Origin of the sequence: Paenibacillus amylolyticus (assembly GCF_036894225.1) — a bacterium.
Classification (GTDB): Bacteria; Bacillota; Bacilli; order Paenibacillales; family Paenibacillaceae; genus Paenibacillus; species Paenibacillus amylolyticus.
Genome location: NZ_CP145892.1, coordinates 848,473 through 864,901 on the forward strand (window position 1 = coordinate 848,473; position 16,429 = coordinate 864,901).

13 protein-coding genes are annotated in these 16,429 nt (G+C 46.9%); 9 read left to right on the forward strand and 4 right to left on the reverse strand.

Annotated elements, in window-relative coordinates:
- The first annotated feature begins 211 nt into the window (after positions 1–211).
- The 4 genes from V6668_RS03910 (at position 212) to V6668_RS03925 (ending at position 5,940) form a co-directional block, all read left to right on the forward strand.
- Positions 212–2,503, forward strand: coding sequence for a beta-glucosidase family protein (locus V6668_RS03910; RefSeq protein ID WP_036668390.1), 2,292 nt, complete (start codon positions 212–214; stop codon positions 2,501–2,503).
- Between the two features lie 358 nt (positions 2,504–2,861).
- A complete protein-coding gene (locus tag V6668_RS03915; protein ID WP_076320038.1) occupies positions 2,862–3,752 on the forward strand; it encodes an alpha/beta fold hydrolase in 891 nt (296 codons plus the stop codon).
- 293 nt (positions 3,753–4,045) lie between these two features.
- Positions 4,046–5,338 carry a threonine ammonia-lyase IlvA gene (ilvA, locus tag V6668_RS03920; RefSeq protein WP_036606060.1) on the forward strand — a complete coding sequence of 431 codons (1,293 nt, stop codon included), beginning with the start codon at positions 4,046–4,048 and terminating at the stop codon, positions 5,336–5,338.
- Between the two features lie 14 nt (positions 5,339–5,352).
- Positions 5,353–5,940 (forward strand): GNAT family N-acetyltransferase, encoded by a 588-nt coding sequence (locus V6668_RS03925; RefSeq protein WP_036668426.1) that lies wholly within the window; start codon positions 5,353–5,355, stop codon positions 5,938–5,940.
- Positions 5,941–6,089: 149 nt separating this feature from the next.
- Here the strand turns inward: V6668_RS03925 and V6668_RS03930 are convergent, their stop codons facing one another.
- Positions 6,090–7,058, reverse strand: coding sequence for a hypothetical protein (locus V6668_RS03930; RefSeq protein WP_051449576.1), 969 nt, complete (start codon positions 7,056–7,058; stop codon positions 6,090–6,092).
- Positions 7,059–7,374: 316 nt separating this feature from the next.
- Between V6668_RS03930 and V6668_RS03935 the strand changes: the two genes are divergently transcribed.
- Positions 7,375–10,449: a copper amine oxidase N-terminal domain-containing protein gene (locus V6668_RS03935; RefSeq protein WP_036668389.1), complete on the forward strand. Its 3,075-nt coding sequence runs from the start codon at positions 7,375–7,377 to the stop codon at positions 10,447–10,449.
- A gap of 405 nt (positions 10,450–10,854) precedes the next feature.
- The gene (locus tag V6668_RS03940) at positions 10,855–11,760 is read left to right on the forward strand and encodes an AraC family transcriptional regulator (RefSeq protein WP_338707749.1); all 906 of its coding nucleotides are present in this window, start codon (positions 10,855–10,857) and stop codon (positions 11,758–11,760) included.
- 26 nt (positions 11,761–11,786) lie between these two features.
- On the opposite strand, the gene V6668_RS03945 is transcribed toward V6668_RS03940, so the two are convergent.
- Entirely contained in the window at positions 11,787–12,599 is an 813-nt protein-coding gene (locus V6668_RS03945; protein WP_338707750.1) for a hypothetical protein, read from the reverse strand.
- A gap of 412 nt (positions 12,600–13,011) precedes the next feature.
- On the opposite strand from V6668_RS03945, the gene V6668_RS03950 reads away from it, so the two are divergent.
- From V6668_RS03950 to V6668_RS03960, 3 genes are all read left to right on the forward strand, one after another.
- The gene (locus V6668_RS03950; protein WP_036606058.1) at positions 13,012–13,245 is read left to right on the forward strand and encodes a hypothetical protein; all 234 of its coding nucleotides are present in this window, start codon (positions 13,012–13,014) and stop codon (positions 13,243–13,245) included.
- A 254-nt stretch (positions 13,246–13,499) separates the two neighbouring features.
- On the forward strand, positions 13,500–14,330 hold the full coding sequence (locus V6668_RS03955) for an alpha/beta hydrolase (protein WP_036606057.1): 831 nt from the start codon (positions 13,500–13,502) through the stop codon (positions 14,328–14,330).
- A 103-nt stretch (positions 14,331–14,433) separates the two neighbouring features.
- Positions 14,434–15,219 (forward strand): DODA-type extradiol aromatic ring-opening family dioxygenase, encoded by a 786-nt coding sequence (locus V6668_RS03960; protein WP_017690674.1) that lies wholly within the window; start codon positions 14,434–14,436, stop codon positions 15,217–15,219.
- Between the two features lie 173 nt (positions 15,220–15,392).
- On the opposite strand, the gene V6668_RS03965 is transcribed toward V6668_RS03960, so the two are convergent.
- Together V6668_RS03965 and V6668_RS03970 are read right to left on the reverse strand one after the other, a co-directional pair.
- Entirely contained in the window at positions 15,393–15,605 is a 213-nt protein-coding gene (locus tag V6668_RS03965) for a hypothetical protein (protein ID WP_017690673.1), read from the reverse strand.
- 161 nt (positions 15,606–15,766) lie between these two features.
- Positions 15,767–16,309 carry a DoxX family protein gene (locus V6668_RS03970; RefSeq protein ID WP_036606056.1) on the reverse strand — a complete coding sequence of 181 codons (543 nt, stop codon included), beginning with the start codon at positions 16,307–16,309 and terminating at the stop codon, positions 15,767–15,769.
- Positions 16,310–16,429: the final 120 nt, after the last annotated feature.

A 16,429-nucleotide genomic window follows, 5' to 3' on the forward strand; every position in this document is an offset into this window, starting at 1 on the left:
GTGGATAGACGGTTATGAAACGTATAGAGACAGCCTGATCGTGAAGATCGGGCTGTTTTTTCTTTTTATTTAGTCATCGTTAGGAAGAGGAAATGATTGACTGGTGTTATGTAACCGTTACTAACCGGGTAAACATTTGAATGTGTGGTAGATAACCTTGTATGCTTAGTGATATAGCTATGTATCAACATCATGAACTGGAGGGGTTAATGTGGAACGTAACATCAAGGAACTGGTACAGCGGATGACACTGGAAGAAAAAGCGGGTATGTGCTCGGGCCTGGACTTTTGGCATCTGAAAGGGGTGGAGCGTCTTGGCATTCCATCCATCATGGTGACGGACGGACCTCATGGGCTTCGCAAGCAGGATGGGAGTGCGGATCATCTTGGGCTAACGTCGAGTGTGCCTGCAACCTGTTTCCCGTCTGCGGCAGGATTGGCTAGTTCATGGGACAAGGAGCTGGCGCGTCAGGTCGGGGTGGCTTTGGGAGAGGAATGTCAGGCCGAGGATGTAGCGGTATTACTTGGACCGGGTGTAAATATTAAACGTTCCCCATTGGGTGGACGTAATTTTGAATACTTTTCCGAAGATCCGTTGTTATCTACGCAGATGGCTACCGGTCATATTCAGGGTGTGCAGAGCCAGGGTGTGGGTACGTCTCTCAAACACTTTGCAGTTAATAATCAGGAAGAACGGCGTATGTCGATTGATGCGGTGGTGGATGAACGGACGCTGCGTGAAATTTATCTGGCGAGCTTTGAAGGTGCAGTGAAGGATGGACAGCCGTGGACGGTGATGTGTTCTTACAATAAGGTGAACGGTACGTATGCAGGTGAGAATGAATGGTTGCTTACGGATATCCTGAAAGACGAATGGGGACACGAAGGTCTTGTGGTATCAGACTGGGGTGCGGTCAATGAACGTGCAGACGCTCTTGCAGCAGGACTGGAACTGGAGATGCCAACAAGTGGTGGAATCGGTGAGCGTAAATTGATCGATGCCGTAGAAAGCGGACAACTGCCGCTGGACAAGCTGGATCGGGCGGTGGAGCGTCTGCTTACGCTGATCTTTAATGCCGTTGATCAAAAGCAAGATGGGGCTACATATAACAAGGATGAGCATCACCAACTTGCGCGTAAGGTGGCAGCCGAGAGTATGGTTTTGCTGAAAAATGAAGAAGGTATCCTGCCGCTTGGGCGTGAAGGCGATGTGGCGATAATCGGGGCATTTGCGCGTAAACCTCGCTTCCAGGGCGGGGGAAGTTCCCACATTAATCCGACCAAAGTGGATGATATTGTGGAAGAGATGACACAGGTGGCTGGCGAAAGTGTAACCTTCTCGTATGCCCCAGGTTATCGGATTGAAGCGGATGATGTGGATGAGACATTGATGCATGAGGCTGTTCAGGCAGCACAGTCAGCGGATACCGCTGTTGTGTTTGTTGGATTGCCGGATCGTTATGAATCCGAAGGGTATGATCGTGCCCATTTGCGTCTGCCTGACAATCATATTCGTCTGATTGAAGAGATTGCGAAGGTTCAATCACGTGTCGTCGTTGTGCTGAGCAACGGATCTCCAGTAGAGATGCCTTGGTTACCGCAGGTGCAAGCCGTGCTCGAAGCTTATCTTGGTGGACAGGCTGTTGGTGGAGCGATAGCTGATCTGCTGTATGGTGAGGTGAATCCGTCCGGTAAACTGGCGGAGACGTTCCCTGCCAAGCTCAGCCATAATCCATCCTACTTGAATTTCCCGGGCGAAGGGGATCGTGTCGATTACCGGGAAGGCATCTTTGTTGGTTACCGCTATTATGACAAAAAAGAGCTGGAGCCACTGTTCCCGTTTGGTTATGGACTGAGTTATACGACATTTGAATATGCTGATCTGAAGGTAGATCGCACAGAACTGACCGATCAGGATGAGGTGAATGTGCAAGTAAGGGTCACCAATACCGGTGACAGAGCGGGCAAGGAGATTGTACAGTTGTATGTCAGCGATGTAGAGAGCACAGTTATTCGTCCGGTAAGAGAATTGAAAGGATTTGCGAAGGTGGCCCTTGAACCTGGAGAGTCCAAAGTGGTGAGCTTCACACTAAACAAACGTTCATTCGCCTATTACAACGTAGATATGAAGGACTGGCATGTGGAGACCGGAGAGTTCGAGATTCAGGTAGGCAGTTCCTCACGGGACATTCATGTGCACACACGTGTGAATGTAGAGTCTACAGCGACATTCCTTCCAACCTATACGCGTAATAGTACATTGGGTGATATCCAGCGTGATCCGGCCCATAAACAGCTACTGGACCAGGCTTTGCAACAATTCAAGGAAGCCAGTGGGTTCGGCGGTGATGATGCCGGGGATCATGCAGATATGATGGATGCGATGATGAAATATATGCCGCTACGAGCACTGGTTGCGTTTAGCGGTGGGGCCATGACGGAAGAAGCGATGAATGAACTTCTGGAGCAGCTGAACAACAAGGATCATGGTATTCGGGGATAAGGGGCAGCGGCCTTAAACCGAGATTTGTCCATCCTTGGATTAAACGAATGTGCAATCCGTGCAGGCACTGCGCACGAAGCAACAGGAAGGTGTATATGAGGGCCAGCCGTTTAGTAGCTGGTACATTTACCCGATCCGATCATGGATCGGGTTTTCTTTTTGTATAAGGAAAAAGGAGGGTTACCGAAACGGTGGGATAGGGATGATCCTTGCAACGTGACAGAGGAGACAGGACTGCTGTAACTTGATGAAGCAATATGGTTGTCGTATAGCATGGATTATTCTATAATGAAGTAATTGATAATCATTTTCAATTAGATTCGGTGAAAGATGACTATGCTTGTAATCAGGAGGGAACATGGATCCTAATCCTAGCTCACATACGTTTGGTTCAAGTGCGTTTGTTCAGACCCGTGATGGTCGCAAACTACATTATATGTCCAGGGGAACAGGAGAGCTGACGGTTGTATTTGAGTCCGGTATGGGCGCCTCCAGATCAAACTGGGGACTGGTTGCACCAGCCATTGCTGAGCATGCACGTGCTGTCGTGTATGACAGGGCAGGGGCGGGACGAAGTGATGTCGACTCGGCTCCCCGCAGCCTTGAACGCATTGCAGGGGATCTTGGAGAACTGCTGACAGCTCTGGGCCCGGGCCCATTCATTCTGGTTGGACATAGCTGGGGCGGTCCGATTGTACGGGCTGCGGCAGCTGCACATCTATCTCGATTACATGGCATTATCCTGGTAGATCCATCAGACGAGCATTGCGAAATGTATTTTTCCAAGCTTGCTAAAAAGAGCTTTGCCATCAATGGTTTCATTATTCCAATCATGGCGCGAACTGGCTTATATAAGATGCTTGGCAGCAAAGCTGGAAGTGTTCAGCCTGACGATGTGGCAGCGGATCACCTCAAGGAGGATTTCACTGTACGGGCAGCCAGCACGATGCTTGCGGAAGGCAAAACATTTCTGGATGACATGGCAGCGTTGCTGGAACATCCTCCGGCTCTGGGTAATCTGGAAGTTAGCGTGATCTCGGGTACGAACCCGGGCAAGGGAGAGGGGAAAATCAGACCTGCCCTCATCACGGCGCATCGCCAGACGGTGAGCCAGCTATCCAATGCGAGATGGATTGGGGCCGATCAATCGGGACATATGGTTATGTATACAGACCCTCAGGTCATTATTAATGAAATTGTACGAATGATAAATGATGTGAGCTCAGGCGCAAGAACAGAACAAAAGTGATACAATACAAAGAAAAGCAGTGCGCGACATTGCTAGATAAGTTGAATTTAATGATTTACACGATAACGGAGAGGACAGAAAGAACCTGAAAAAGCGAAGCGTTCGTCTAAAAGCTTTCTGAAAGAAAGCTGCATCGGAAGCATACGCTATCACCGGATTTTTCCCTTGAGAAAAGGGAATCGAAAAAATCTGGGGATAACAGCGATTGGAGGGTTATTCTGTCATCGTAGTGTCAGTGTAAATAAAATTTAGTTCAACATATATAGACCATAAAAGCGGAGTGTGGAGACAACATGAAACCAGTTGAACAAGAACCAACGGGAACCACAAGTCCCGGTCGTGCCAGTGTTGGCATGGAAGATATCGTACGCGCACATCATGTGCTGCGTGAGGTCATTGTTAGAACGCCGTTACAGCGGGATGCTGTATTGTCGGCCAAATATAACTGTAATGTGTATCTGAAAAGGGAAGACCTTCAAGTGGTGCGTTCGTTCAAAATTCGGGGCGCCTATAATATGATTCGCAGTCTGACACCAGCCGAGATGGAGAAGGGTATTGTCTGTGCAAGTGCGGGCAACCATGCTCAGGGTGTTGCTTTTAGCTGTAATGCCCTTGGAATTAACGGCAAAATCTTCATGCCGAGTACAACACCGAACCAGAAGGTGAAGCAGGTGCGTCGCTTTGGTGGAAACAACGTTGAAGTGGTGCTGATCGGGGATACGTATGATGACGCTTATGCTGAAGCGATGCGTGCATGTGACGAACAGGGCATGACGTTTATCCATCCTTTTGATCAACCGAAGATTATTGCAGGTAATGGTACGGTAGCGATGGAAATCATGGAAAGTCTCGATGAGAATGCCGACTATGTGTTCGTGACAATTGGTGGCGGAGGGTTGGCAGCCGGCGTGGGAACCTACATGAAGACCGTGAGTCCAGAGACACGCATCATTGGAGTTGAGCCACTTGGGGCAGCTTCCATGAGTGAGGCGATGTTCCGCAAACAGGTTGTGACGTTGGATGATATTGATAAATTCGTGGATGGTGCAGCGGTGAAACGGGTTGGCGATCTCACCTTTGATATCTGCAACAGTATACTTGATGACATTGTGAAAGTGCCAGAAGGCAAAGCCTGCACAACTATTCTGGAACTCTATAATGAAAATGCGATCGTTGTCGAGCCTGCCGGTTCCTTGGCTGTTGCGGCGCTTGAGCAATATCGTGAGCAAATCGTGGGCAAGACGGTGGTCTGTGTTATTAGTGGCGGGAACAACGATATCGACCGGATGCAGGAGATCAAGGAACGTTCCCTGATCTATGAAGGTCTGAAGTATTATTTCATGGTTAATTTCCCGCAGCGTGCAGGAGCTTTACGTGAATTCCTGGAGGAAGTTCTAGGGAAGAATGATGATATCACCCGGTTTGAATATACGAAAAAGCATGATAAGGAAAATGGCCCTGCCTTGGTGGGCATCGAGCTGATGTACAAGGAAGATTACCACCCGCTCATTGAACGCATGAACCGCAAAGGTATCGCCTATACCGAACTGAACAAAAATCTAAATCTGTTCAACATGTTAATCTGATGAATAATTCCAAAATGCAATTAGATCACCACGAAACATCTCCTCTGATCAGACCTGCGCGCATAGAAGATGCTGATCAGGTTATTCTTTTGCTGTATCAGGCGATCGGGGACATTGCTTACTCGCTAGCGGGTGAGGCGGATCATGAGAAGGCGATGCAGATTTTGCAGGAGTTCTATGTACAGGAAAACAACCGGATTAGCTATCGTCATGTGACAGTGATGGAGCAGGATGGGCTGATTGCGGGGATTCTGGTAGCCTATGATGGCGGAGAAGCAGATCGTCTGGACCAGCCGATTCTGGATCGACCTGGACGAAGCCGGGATGAGAAGTATACATTGGTCAAAGAGACCCGTCCGGGGGAGTATTATCTGGATACTCTTTCGGTAAGTGAAGCTTATCAGGGGCAGGGCATCGGCCGGGCACTGATGGCTGCTTTTGAGCAGCAGGGCAGAGATCTGGGTCACTCGCAGGTATCCTTGATTGTAGAACGAGACAACGGCCGTGCGCTAATGCTGTACGAACGGCAGGGATATGTCAAAGACGATGTGATTGTCATCGCAGGACATGAGTATAATCATATGGTCAAACCGATTCAATAGTGCAGGGAGCTGACCGGTTGAGTTAGTTCTGATGATAAAGCATGAAGAAAACCGCCACAGGAGCGAATCCTGTGGCGGTTTTTGTTGTGGTTATCTGTTGGGATTTAGCCTGAATTTGAACCGGGTGTTAACCGTGGGAGCAGATTAATTCAATAATTCGCGTAGTCGCTGACCGGCACATTCTGCTCTAGCCATTTCTCGACAGCAGCGGTTTTCTCGAATTTGGCTTCGGTTACGATGTCCATGAACTTTTCGAGTTTGGTCAGGAAGGCACTGTCTTCGGATGAGTTACGTTGTAAGACAGCTTTGTAACCTTTCTGGGCATTGGCTGTCATTTTGTTCGTTTCATAGTCAAATAAAGGCGTATTATTCAGGCCATAAAAGGTATACAAGGTATAGTTATTCATCAGGTTCTTCACCTGTTGTACCCGATTGGACTTCGGATATTCGTTCAGGAATCGTTCCTGATTCAAAGCGCGATTGAGAATCTCCTGATAGCCAATGACCAGTGCACCATCATCGGCGGCAAGGTTGCTGGTTTCAACTGCCATAATATTAATGTATTGTTTGATGTCTGGTTTCACGTACGAGATATATTTCTGAAAAGCCATATAATTCATGATCGGATAGAGGGAACCTTCCAGCATAACCAGGCGATAACCGCTATCCCGTGCCTGCTGGAGCAGCGCACGCAGACTGGTGTCGTTGGTGCGGCTCATCAGTTGGGTGAAGCTATCATTCCACTTGTAGGCTTTGATCATCTTGTCTTGAACATTAGGCACCAGTAGACGGTCCGTCATGGCTGTTAACGCCTTGTTGCGGGCATTCTCCAGTTGTAAGACCATCAGAGTTGCATGATAAGTGGTGACTTGATTGATATGAGATTCGAGATAAGTATCCGCGGCAGGCAAGCCGTTCTTTTTGTAGAGCATGGACTGAAATGTTTTATATATCGTTGTTGAACCGGCAGTTGTGACTTTGGTATCTGTACTGGAAGAAGCGGCAGCAGCGACTCCGGATAATGGAGCGACAGCCGTTTGGAGCAGCATGAGGATGGCGGTGGCTGTAATGAAGGTGCGCATGCCTTTACGTTTGGCAGATTGGAACGATGATGTCATAGATATGAACCTCCCGTAGTTGAGAAAATGATAGGTGTTGTTCACTAGTCACTATACATTAACCCAATTGGTGCAGGATGTGGTTGCGGAATGGTGACAAATTCTTCTGTTATTTTTAACTTTTGGAGGGTGGAAGATAGAGGAAGTTTTCTGAGAAAATATTTTTTGTACAACTGGAAACTTTTGAGCCGATCGGAACGTCTTAGTTGTGCATAGGAAAATACAGGAATTAATGAAAAGAACAGCGAATCTATTTCGATGTTAACTAAATGTGAGAATGGGGATATGGGATATGAGGAAAGCGGGAGGAAAACAAGTGAAGAAGGTAATGTCAGCGCTGGCTGTATCGGCCATGCTGATGTCCGCACTTCCAACGTCGGTTATGGATGCAGCCGCGAGAATCAGCATATACATCAATGATGCAGAGTTATCATCTGCTCAGGCACCTGTCATGAAAGGTGGACGCGTACTCGTTCCGCTTCGGTCGATTTTTGAAGGATTGGATGCGAAGGTACAATACACGAACAGAACCAAAACGATTGTTGCAACTCGCGATGATCAGGAAGTTAAATTGACACTTGGTTCCAAAACGGCATACATCAACGGGGAAGCGATATCGTTGGATGTACCTGCGAACACGATTAAGGGCAACACGATGGTTCCAATTCGTTTTGTCAGTGAAGCTTTTGGAGAAAAAGTATTCTGGAACTCACGCAATCAGCGTGTAGATATCAAGACAACGGCAACACCTCCAGTGGATGAGACACAATATGCTGCATGGAACATCTACGGGTCGGTATCTGGAAGTAACGGAGATGGTCGTGACCTGACCGTGAGCTTCACACGTCCAACTTCAGAGAAGGCGGTATCTGCTTACCGGATTATGCTGGTGAAAACTCGCGATGTGAATAGCTTTACGGAGTCCTCAGCAACTGCCGTACCTTCTGCAAACTATACATCTGTTACACCGAATGGCAGCAACCCGAAACTGACACTTAATGCACAGACGCGTGACGTGAACGGGGATTTGCTCAATAGTAATGAAACGTATCGTCTGTATGTACTGACTGTTGGTAACAGCAGCAATAATTATAAAAATGCATTGAACTGGTCTTCCCAAGCATTGAAGCTCAATAATGTGAAATCCACAGTACAGGCGGTTACAAGTCTGCGTGCCGCAGATATTAGTGACTATGGCGATGGCCGCGATCTGGAGATTAACTTCACGCAGCCGAGCACGACATCGAACATTACGTATTATCGTGCTTTTGTAGTCAAAGCGAAGGACTCTTCTGCGTTCAATCTGGCTGCAGCGAATAAAGTGTCCAGTGCAAACTCCACGATCATATACAAAGGAAACAGTACCGCAGTGAAAAGCCAGCTGACTTCTTCGACACGGGATACGTCTGGCGAAATGATTAAAAGTGGCACAGCGTATGTGGTCTACATCTTGTCGGTAAGCACTAATACAACAACAGACAGCAAGCTGTCCGCAGCATCATCTTCACTTACGTTGTCCGTGAACACAGCAACGTCTCCAGTAATTACGCAGGTGAAGGATAACTCGGATTATGGAGATGGTCGTGACATTCAGGTGAGCTTCAACCGTTCATCGGATGAGTCCAAGGTGGCGAATTATCGCGTCTTTGTGGTGCGTAACTCGGTTGCCAGCAACTTTAATCTGACAACGGCGAGTAACCTGTCCTCCAGTCTGTACTATACGGTCAATAAAACAGGCAACAACATTACAACGACATTACCTTCATCCATGAAGGACACAAGTGGTTATAATGTAACGAATCTGCAAGATTATCGCATCTTTGTGATGGCGGTGGGCAATCAGCAAAATGGATACACCAATGCGCTGTCAGCTTCCTCCACAGCTCTGAGACTGACAACGACCGGTAACGCGGGAGTCATTAGCAACCTGGCTGTTGCGGATATTGGTGACAACGGTGATGGGCGTGATCTACGGGTGTCTTTCAACAAGGCCGCGGATGAGTCCAGAATCTCTGGATATCGAGTATACGTTGTTCGCTCCGGTAATGCGGGCAACTTCACACTAAGTGCAGCTAATGCGTCGAACTACTATACGCAGGTGAACAAAACGGGTGGTAACTTGTCCGTTACGCTTCCGAATGCATATGATACAAGCGGTTCCCTTATTTCCAATAACGTTTCCTATCGTGTATTCGTTATGTCAGTAAGCAATAGCGGAAACTCAAGTCAAAATGCGTTGTCTTCATATTCTTCTCAGATCACACTGACTGCGAACACGGCTGTTACCGCTCCGACCAGTGTGACTGCAACGGACATCGCGGATAACGGAGATGGACGTGATTTGCGTGTGACATTTAATCGATCATCGAATGAGACGAACGTGTATCATTACCGTGTATTTGTAGTCAAAACTTCCAACTTGAGTGGATTTGATTTGGCGGAAGCTAATCGGAACTCCAACTTTAAGGTGGTAAATAAAGCTGGAGGAAGCGGAAATTACACGGTGACTTTAGACGATACCAAGGCAACAGATAGTACAACTATTCGCAATGATGAGAACTATCGCATATTTGTACTTGCGGTAAGTAATACAGGTAATTCATCCAATGTGCTGTCAACGGCCTATGCAGATGTTAAATTGTCCGTAACTAGTGCAGTAGGAGCAGTTACAATTACTAACGTTGAAGTTAAGAAAGAAGAGCAAGCTGCAGGTAATGCTACCGATGTAAAAGTGACATATACAAAACCAGTCCCTGATCAAGCCATTGGACGTTATGTGTTAATGGTAGTACCTGCATCTACAACTTTCGATCTAAATGCGGCCAAAAAAACTGCGAAATCCAGCAATTCACTCGATGTTTCTACAAGTACAGTTACAGAACTTCCTATTTCTTTATCCGATAGTAATGGTGACGAGATCAAAGCTGGAACATACAAGGTTGTTATTTTATCCGAATCATCTGACGGTAAAAGGGAATCAAATATAACTACGTCGACTCCTTTCATAATTAAAGCAAAAAAACAGGCACCAACGACTGTTGATAGTGTAATAGATCTAAAAACAACTGTAAGTGCTTCTTCCATTAATATAAGTTTCACTAAGCCAAATGAAGTAGGCATCGCTCGTTACGATGTGTATATCATTAAAGAAGAGAGCAGCTCAGGAACTACTGGGAGAGTTTTAACAGATGTTAGTGTAGGTGGTACTTCTTCAGGGACAGCAATAGTGGATATTGGAAATTCCGCCAATGATTCAAATAATATGGCTTTTGGAGCGGGTAAATACAAAGTTTTGGTAGTCTCAGTGGTGAGTGAGCCGACGAAATATACATCTGTCAGTGCAGAAGGCACATTTGAGATTTTGCCAGCTTCTTCTGGCAATGGTCAGTGAACTGACAATACGGGCGCGGGAACTTCAGGTGGTAATGGCACTCAATCAACTGCTGCAGACCCCTCTACGCCAGGTTCATGAATCCAGATAGACAAATGCGGTTGAAACGCATACTGGGTAATTAATTTTTAGGAATTTAAAGCCATTAACTCCCTTTCCAACCGGAAAGGGAGTTTTTAATATTCCCGCGTAGACACCGCTTAACATCCTCGCGGCAATTCACTTGATATAAAATTTGTCGCCAGAACGGTTCCTTAGACCAATGTTGCATTTGAACCAATTATTGGATAATAAAGGGAAGTTGGCTATATAGATTAAACTAACATTTACATGAAACGGAGTGGCTAGTGTAAAAATCTTTAGTTCACTTTATGTAGAAGCCTATGAGCCGAAAGGAATGATGGAATGCTTGCGTTTCGTTTGACGGGCCTGCCGGATTCCCGGTTGCCGCTGTACCTGTATTGTGTGGGGACGCAGGAAGAGAAAGTTCTGCATAGACCGGATGGATTTCCGGTGTATCAGTTGTTTTTGTCACGCGGTGGTGAAGGGCAGTTCAAGGTAACGGGAAAAGGGACATGGACGATGGGAGCAGGGCAGTTATTCATCGTGGAACCCGAAGTTGCGCATGAGTATGTGCCTCATTCCAAATCCAAAGGGGAACTGGGTTATATCGGTATTGGCGGTACATCGGCTGGATCGGTACTACAATCCACGGGTTTGCTTCAGAACGAGCCGTGCCATATCTCTGGTTTTGAAATCATCTGGTCACGGATGACCAATCTCTGGCATGGGCTGGATCGAGGAGCAACGGAGATGTGGAACACATCAGCCCTTATCTACCAGCTTATTTTAGATATAGCACAATCGAAAATTCCATCTGATGTCGGTATTGGAGGTGTTGGATCATCGATGGCCCGTGACGTAGCTGTAAAACACTCTAATCGGGAGACCGATCCGAGCAAGGATGCACTCATCCGAGCAGTAGCATTGATGCATACGCACTACCAGGATGACCTGTTATTGAAGCACATCGCTGACGCAGTGGGTTATTCGGTGCAGCATCTCAATCGATTATTTCACCAGCATTATGACGTGACAGGACATCAATATATGCAACGATTACGTTTGCAGAAGGCTTCGGAATGGCTGGACAAGCATCCAAGAGCAAGTGTACGAGAGGCGGCAGAGACCGTAGGGATGGAAGTGAACTATTTTATCCGGATGTTCAAGCGGGAGTTTGGAGAGACACCGGGCAAAGGAATCAAACATCGGAATCAGCTCCAAATGGAAAAAGACCTCACGAATTCGTGAAGCCCCTTAATCGATTATATAACGTGTTATGCAGTTTTCTTTTGTCCAAATAAAGGCCTTACCGTTGCAAGTCCCACAACTCCGATCACTGCACTCACCCACGGAGCCAGTGCAAATACCGGAAGTTTATCACGCAATGGATAGCCTACAAACAGCACAAGGACCACGATGACGATGTAAATGATGATTCCCTTAAGGTTAACCTTAGGTACGGTGTTCTTGTCCGCTCCTTCATCGTCCGGTCGCTCAGCAAGGCGGCGAAGCATCTCCACCAATGCGATAGCGCCAACTGCCGCAACGAGCAGAGAGAACAGACTGATGTGTTGGAACGGCTCCGTATCTCCGCCAGTCCAACCCACGAACAATCCCACACATCCTTGAATCAACATGACAAAAGACAAAGCCGCCCAAGCGATCATGGCATACCACTTTGGTGTCCGTTTCACAGGCTCTGGATTCTCAGTTGGCTGTGGTTCTACAGCGTTGGCATTCTTTTTCGATGAAGCTGTTGAACTATTACCACGAGTTGGGCTGGATTTACCCACCTCAACGGCAGCCGTCTTCTCCGGTGCTGTATTTGTAATCCCGAGCTGTGCATGGATGTCTTGTTCCAGATCAGGTCCGTATAACTCGCGAGCGGGTTTGTTATCCCGCTGAGCCTGTACGATTGCTTTTCCTGCGGAGAGTATCCACTCTTCCTGTGTTCTCTCGTCCGCTGGCGCATGACGCGCAATTGTGCTGATCTCGTCATACAGTTTCACATGTTCAGGTGTCATTCGACTCATCTCAGTTATTTGCCGATTCTGTATTTCTTTAAGCTTCTTATAGGAAATCCCCAATGATTGCTCCCCCTGTCTACACACGTTCTGATCTTCCAATGGACTGAAGACCCTGACGGTATTTTAGTATACGGGAAGGGCTCTCGTTTCGCAAAGTCATTCCTTATAAAAAAGTTGCTCATGGTGGACCCATATCCATACACAGGCCAGTATAACACAGGTGCATAACAGCACCAGTTTACCGTGATGTTGAATCCATTCCAGTAGATGTTCCATGAATTCATTCCTTTCGGCAGAAGGATTCCGAGGCATATGCTGCCTATGTTTGTTCGTTTATTTTCCCCTGTTCATGTGAAAAAATACCTTCACGCCTCCCAGATCTAACGATTGTGTGAAGTATGCATAAAGAGCAGCCGATTCCATCACAATAGTAGCATTTCCAACAGAAATCCAAGATTGGAGTGTGCTTGTTATGGATAAACAAACAGAATTGACCCGGAAGCTGCTACTGAACAGCAACTCCCGTGGAGTCGTGGACGAGGTTGTATCCTTTGAGGAGAATCTGGAGGATACGGAGTATGCAGAAGAACTGACAGATGGCAATTTGAAGGGGAGAAGTTTCTGGGACAATACTGATTCGGGTCATGAGCATGAGTGGAATGGACGGGTGGAGACTCACGAGATGTTCCGTAGAAGCTACGAATAACGATCCTGCAACACTTGGTTTGAATTCCAAATGATATCTGGGCCAGCTGTCATCAGCGTGGCTCATTTTTTTGCGCTTATTATCCGATAAAATGTAGATTGGTAGTCGACGTAGAAAGGGTTCTTACTTACGTTGACTTGAAGGTTACGGGATGATAATATATGAATAACATCTTAATACACACTAAACTTATCGGATTATATATATTTAATAAATGGAAGTTAACAGGCTAAGGGTGGAAAGGGGAAATCCGTATGGAACGTCAGATCAGTATCCGTCATGGACAGGAAGAATTAACAGCCACGATTCATTATCCGGTTGTGAAAGATATTAAGGAGGAGAAGAGTCAGCAACGGGTCCCTCTGGCGGTCATCTGCCACGGCTTCGTTGGTAGCCGAATCGGCGTGGATCGTTTGTTTGTAAAGACTGCACGGGAGCTGGCTGAAGACGGTTATCTGGTCTTGCGTTTCGATTATATCGGTTGCGGAGAGAGCAGTGGGGAGTATGGAGCGGAGGGACTGGAGTCCATGGTGCTGCAGACTCGCTCGGTGCTGGACTACGCGGTGAATTGCAGTGATGTAGATCCTACGCGTGTTACGCTGATTGGTCATAGTCTGGGTGGTGCCGTTGCATTACTCACTGCTGTACGTGACAAACGTGTCAAAAACCTGGTTATGTGGTCCTCCGTGGGTTATCCATTCAATGATATCGTGAAGATTACGGGACGGGAAGTATACGATGAAGGCGTGAAACTGGGTGCGGCTGATTATCTGGGGTACAAATTCACACCGACGTTCTTCGAGTCTCTTGCTGAACAACAGCCATTCCAGGAAGCAGTTAAGTTTAGCGGAGATGTACTCGTCGTGCATGGCACGTCAGATGAGATTATTCCTGTAGACTACGCATTCCTGTATCAAAAGGTATTCTGGATGCGCCAAGAGGGCCGCTGTGACAAGGAGATCATCTTCCAGGGCGATCACACCTTCTCTTCAGGTAAAGAGCGGGAACAGCTAATTACGCGTACCAGAGAGTGGCTTGGCGAACGTCAGAAGATCGAGCAGGATTGGCAACACTGGATGATATAAGTGGCAGGATTACAACTGTTTGGGGATGTCAGCTTGGAAAAGCGCCTTCTTAAGGGTAAAATAGAGGAGTAAGCATTCTATCCGTGTCTGGAGGTTGGCAGCAATGACATTACCCGCACTTTTCATTGCGCATGGTTCTCCCGCTCTGGCGGTGGAGAGCAATGACTACACTCACTTCTTGAACCAGCTTGGAGACAGGCTGCCGGCTCCGAAAGCCATTGTCGTATTTACGGCGCATTGGGATTGTCCTGAACCGTCCGTGACGATGGATGATACACATCAGACCTTGCATGATTTTTACGGATTTCCTTCTACAATGTATACGATGGAATACCCTGCATCTGGGCAGCCAGATTTAGCGAACGAGATATGTGCTTTGTTCACCCGCAGCAATCTGGCACATCAGCCGATTCGAGGCCGAGGGCTGGATCATGGCGTATGGGTACCGTTGCTCCATATGTATCCCGAGGCTAACATACCTGTGATTGCTGTATCTGTAGACTCGTTGCGTACGCCGCAGGAACAGTATGATATTGGCCGAATGCTGGAACAGTTACGTCATGATGATGTGTTAATCATTGGCAGCGGTGGAACGGTTCACAATTTGCGATTGCTGGGCAATACGGATGAACCGCAAGAGTGGGCGGTTGAATTTGATAACTGGATTGGGGAGCGCTTGCAGCAGTGGAACACAAGAGAACTGTTTCAATATGAGAAAAAAGCCCCTCATGCACGTACGGCGGTTCCGTCGTATGGTACAGAACACATTGCACCTTTGTTCTACGCCATGGGTACAGCGGATATGTCCCGATCAGCGAAGCGTCTATTCCAGTCTTACCCTTACGGAACGCTCAGTTTGAACTGCTGGCAGTTTGGAGACGGCGTGTAACTTGGAACAGACAACAGCCTGATTATGGTGTTTGAAGCCAGTTTCGTACGGATAACATAACGTGTATTAATGCATACAATTACAATATATAAACAAAAGAAGGTTACTCTACACCCTTGAAGGGCTACAGTAACCTTTTTTCAATATGAGGACTTTATTCATGCAATAGATCTTTATTTGCGGATTTCGAACAATTCACAGTCTGTACGCGAATGATAAGCGAGCTCACTGACACTGGATTGTACTACTACGGTGTTGCTGTCAAAACGGATAATGATGCCACCGGAGTCAATCTGGTGATTATCTTTAAAAACTCGAACCTTATACTTCATATTCATGGCTTCCTGGAAGTCCGCATCGGTCTCAAGACGTCGCTGGGTCGGCATATCGTGTACTCCTTTGAAATTCAACTTTATTTCATCATAATACGATTTTCTGTGGCTGAGCAAGTCAGACAGAGTATCCAGGCTATTTTTGAAAAGTAAAAAGCCCTGCTCTCCAGGGGGATTGGGAGCAGGGCCGAGAATTTTATGCTATGAATGATTGCTTAAGCTGTTTTTTGAGTTGGGCTAATCGTTGGTGTGTCTTTAGGAAGATTTCCTTTGTTGTTACGAGTGAACAATCCGCGAAGGTAAGGCAGTACCCAGTGATCCAGACCGATTTTACCTGCATTTGCACCAGCAACGACAAGGAAGATTTCCATTACAACCAGTTGAGCATTCGTGCTTACTGTTCCCGAGAAGAGGAACGCGAAGTTCATGACCATAGCCATCAGTGCTGCTAGTGTAGTGAAGCAACCGAGGATGAGACCCAAACCTACAAGGAATTCACCCAATGGGATAACGAAGTCGAACAGTCCTGCGTTTGGTACTGCGAATTTCTCAAGGAACGTTGCCCACCATGCTTGAACTGCTGGATGATCACCTGTTGCTTTTTCTACCGCACCGGCCAAGAACCCGCCAGCTTGGAATCCGCCAGTCAATTTGCTCCATCCGTGAGTCATCCAATCATAACCGATATACACCCGAAGTACTGTCAAAATCCACATTGCTACTTTGTTTTCTCTAAGCCATTGGTTTGTGCTGAACATATGAACCACTCCTTCATGGAATCTAGTGTGTGTTGTTTTTGTTTTTCTAAGTGATCACCTTTGATGTCTTTATTGTATAGTTCAAAAGTCGTTTTGTTTGTGATTAAAATCACAATCTAG

Coding starts and splice junctions, on each gene's coding strand:
- V6668_RS03915 (WP_076320038.1), top strand. CDS start 2,862: ATGGATCCTAATCCTAGCTCACATACGTTTGGTTCAAGTGCGTTTGTT.
- ilvA (WP_036606060.1), top strand. CDS start 4,046: ATGAAACCAGTTGAACAAGAACCAACGGGAACCACAAGTCCCGGTCGT.
- V6668_RS03925 (WP_036668426.1), top strand. CDS start 5,353: ATGCAATTAGATCACCACGAAACATCTCCTCTGATCAGACCTGCGCGC.
- V6668_RS03930 (WP_051449576.1), bottom strand. CDS start 7,058: ATGACATCATCGTTCCAATCTGCCAAACGTAAAGGCATGCGCACCTTC.
- V6668_RS03940 (WP_338707749.1), top strand. CDS start 10,855: ATGCTTGCGTTTCGTTTGACGGGCCTGCCGGATTCCCGGTTGCCGCTG.
- V6668_RS03950 (WP_036606058.1), top strand. CDS start 13,012: ATGGATAAACAAACAGAATTGACCCGGAAGCTGCTACTGAACAGCAAC.
- V6668_RS03955 (WP_036606057.1), top strand. CDS start 13,500: ATGGAACGTCAGATCAGTATCCGTCATGGACAGGAAGAATTAACAGCC.
- V6668_RS03960 (WP_017690674.1), top strand. CDS start 14,434: ATGACATTACCCGCACTTTTCATTGCGCATGGTTCTCCCGCTCTGGCG.
- V6668_RS03965 (WP_017690673.1), bottom strand. CDS start 15,605: ATGCCGACCCAGCGACGTCTTGAGACCGATGCGGACTTCCAGGAAGCC.
- V6668_RS03970 (WP_036606056.1), bottom strand. CDS start 16,309: ATGTTCAGCACAAACCAATGGCTTAGAGAAAACAAAGTAGCAATGTGG.